We start from the raw sequence: 3,184 nt of genomic DNA, 5'->3' as shown, positions 1-3,184 counted from the left end.
ACATGAATTGGTGAAAAAATATTGGGATACATCCAACCCAATGCCAAAGGAATAAACACGGTGAGAATTATTGGAATATGAATAGAAATGATAAATTGAATGGCTTTTTTAAGGTTGGCATAAATTTTTCTTCCCATAGAAATGGCGTAAACCATTTTGTCTAAATCGTCGTTTATAATAATTAGAGATGCAGCTTGTTTGGCAATTTCAGTTCCTTTTTTGCCCATGGCGATTCCAATATGTGCAGCTTTTAAAGCTGGTCCATCATTGACACCATCGCCAGTCATGGCTACGATTTCTTTATTGGATTTTAATGCGTTGATGATTCTGAGTTTGGCTTCGGGAAACATTCTGGTAAATAAATTGATTTCTGAAACTTTCTTTTTGAATTCCTTATCGGATAATTTCATCAAATCTTCACCAGAAATACTATTTTCATAACCAACAAATCCTATTTGTTTGGCAATGGATGAAGTTGTTTCGGCATTGTCTCCAGTTATAATTTTTACAGCAATTCCGGCTTTGTAAAAATGTTGCAATACTAAGTGAATGTTCTTTTTTGGTGGATCATAAAATGCTAATAATCCTTTGAATTTTAGTTTGAATTCTTGTTGTGTTTTTGGATAATTTTTGCCTTCAAATGTTGCTTCACCAACACCTAAAATCCGATAACCTTCAATTGATAATGATTTTATGGCTTCTAGTATTGCTTTTTTTTCTTTAACTGAAAGTTTAGAAATTGCCATTATTGCTTCTGCTCCACCTTTGGCAGCAATAATTTGATTTCCGATTTTATTTTCGAAAATGTGCGTCATCATGGGTGGTTTTCCAGATAATGGATATTCGTGCACCATTTTAAAATGCGAACGTTGGTCTTCTTTGATGACTTTAGAATAGGTTTCGTGCAATGCGACTTCCATAGGATCAAACGGAATGGATTCGCTTGCCCACATTGATAATGAAATTAATTCCTTTTCATCATCAGATAAATCAGATTCTAAATCAGAAATTTTTTGAGATTTTAGCGTAAATATTTTCGCCAAACTCATCGTATTTTCTGTAATGGTTCCGGTTTTATCAATACAAATTACTGTGGCACTTCCCAATGTTTCAACCGTTTTCATTTGCTTGACAATGATTCCTTTTTTCATCATTCGCCAAGCGCCAAGTGCCATAAATGTGGTGAATGAAATAGGGATTTCTTCTGGCAAAATACTCATTGCCAAGGTTAATGCTTTGAGTAAACTGTCAAATAAATTATACGAATGATAATAATTAATACCCCAGACAATCAGAAAAACAATACCACCAGCAATTGCCATTTTCATTACAAAACTTCCAATTTGGATTTCTAAAGGCGTTTTTTCTTCTTTAATACTTTCGAGACTTTCGCCTATAATTCCTAATTGGGTTTTTCCACCAATAGCTGTAACAATTGCTATTACCAATCCGCTTGCAACTGTTGTTCCTTGAAAAATTTTGTTTTCTTTGGATGATTTGTCTTTGATGACCGACATTGATTCACCAGTTAAAATCGCTTCGTTTACTGAAAAATCGTTGGAATGAATTATGGCTCCATCAGCTGCAATGGAACTTCCTTCCTCAACCAGTAAACTATCACCAATTACTAATTCTTCGGTTTTAATTTCAATAGTTTTTCCGTTACGAATAACTTTGCATTTTGGTTTTGTAAAATCTTTTAGTTTGGATAATGCGTTACGACTTCTCGCATTTTGATAGGATGAAATAGCAGAAATCAAAACAATTGCAGAAAGCAAAAATAATGCATCAGATGTTTTTCCACTAAAAAAATAAACTATCGATGCAACTAATAAAAGTAAAACCATCGGGTCTTTAAAAAACTTTAAAATCGCCTTAAGTATATGATTTTCATGTTTGTAAACAACCACATTTTCTCCGTGATTTTTTCTTGAAAAAATCACTTCTTCATCTTTTAATCCTTTTATATCGAAATTGTTTGTTGACATCAGTACTTTATTTAAAAAGAATATGCAACAAATTTGAGTATAAATCTGTAGTTGTAGTTTATATAATTATATGAAAATTTGTATAATTATTTGATAAAACTATCGTTTTTCTCTGTACCAATCGAGTCTTTTTTCAATTTTTTGAAATTTTAAAATTACCGAAATAATTATTTTTAGTCTTACAAAAGCAGTTTCACTTTTTACCACATAATCAAAAGCTTTGTGGTGCAAACAGCTTACTGCTACTTCAATTTTATCTTGAGATGAAAGAAATATTACTGGAATTTCTACATTTGAAATTTTTATTTTATCCAAAACATCCAATCCATTCATAGCATTTTTATCAATACCATCAAGGTGATAATCTAAAATGACTACATCGGGTTTTTTATACAAATTTTTAAGGCAAAGTTCGCCAGTAGCATATGTTTCTATTTCAAAATCACCTTCGTTTAAAAACATAGTTTCCAATGATTTTAGAAAAAATTCATCGTCATCTACTAAAAAAAGTTTTGGTTTTTTGTGGTTTTCCATTATCCGCTTTTATTTTTTTAATTTTACTTCTATCTCATTGCAAGCCAATGTGCAAATACTTCCCAGTTTTAGAACCAAATTATTTAGTTCTCCGTTAAAATCTATTGGCTCATTCTTATCTTGAATTTTTTTGGCAATACTTTCAGCTTCCTCTTTCTTAATCATTATAGAAAATGAAGGAATCATTTTGTGAACGGCAGCTTTTAGTAAACTCCAATCTTTTTTTTCTAGACTTTCCTTCATTGCAATTACCAATGTTGGTGTCTGCTTCAAATAAATATTTATCATATCTGAGGTCAATTTAGGATTTGAATTGGAAATCTTATTTACTGCATCAATATCGATGTGTTTTAAAACTTGCTGTTCACTTTTTTCTTGAAAATCATATTTTATTTTTTGGTTTGGATTTTTTATTAGACTTACTATTTTGTTGTATAACTTTTTTTCATCTACTGGTTTGGAAATGTAATCATTCATTCCTAAAGCTATACATTTTAACAAATCTACAGTCGTTACATCTGCTGTTAAAGCAATAATTGAAATATCAGATTTTAGGGTATTTCTTATGTAATCGGTAGTTTGAAATCCGTTCATCACTGGCATTTGAAGATCCATTAAAACAATATCGTATGGATTGTTTTTTAACTTTTCAATTGCTAATT

The 3,184-nt window shown here is 30.8% G+C and carries 3 protein-coding genes; all 3 read right to left on the bottom strand.

Features of this window, described 5'->3' with window-relative positions; all coding sequences use genetic code 11:
- On the bottom strand, nt 1-1,988 hold a 1,988-nt coding region (locus tag ACH2BG_RS08745; RefSeq protein ID WP_395047311.1), incomplete at its 3' end, for a cation-translocating P-type ATPase.
- Between the two features lie 99 nt (nt 1,989-2,087).
- Nucleotides 2,088-2,522, bottom strand: coding sequence for a response regulator (locus ACH2BG_RS08740; protein ID WP_395047310.1), 435 nt, complete (start codon nt 2,520-2,522; stop codon nt 2,088-2,090).
- Between the two features lie 9 nt (nt 2,523-2,531).
- On the bottom strand, nt 2,532-3,184 hold a 653-nt coding region (locus ACH2BG_RS08735), incomplete at its 5' end, for a response regulator (RefSeq protein WP_395047309.1).

Source organism: Flavobacterium sp. (assembly GCF_043779715.1).
Lineage (GTDB): Bacteria > Bacteroidota > Bacteroidia > Flavobacteriales > Flavobacteriaceae > Flavobacterium.
Note: the sequence above shows the minus strand (reverse complement) of the source record. Positions and strands in the feature narration are given on the sequence as shown.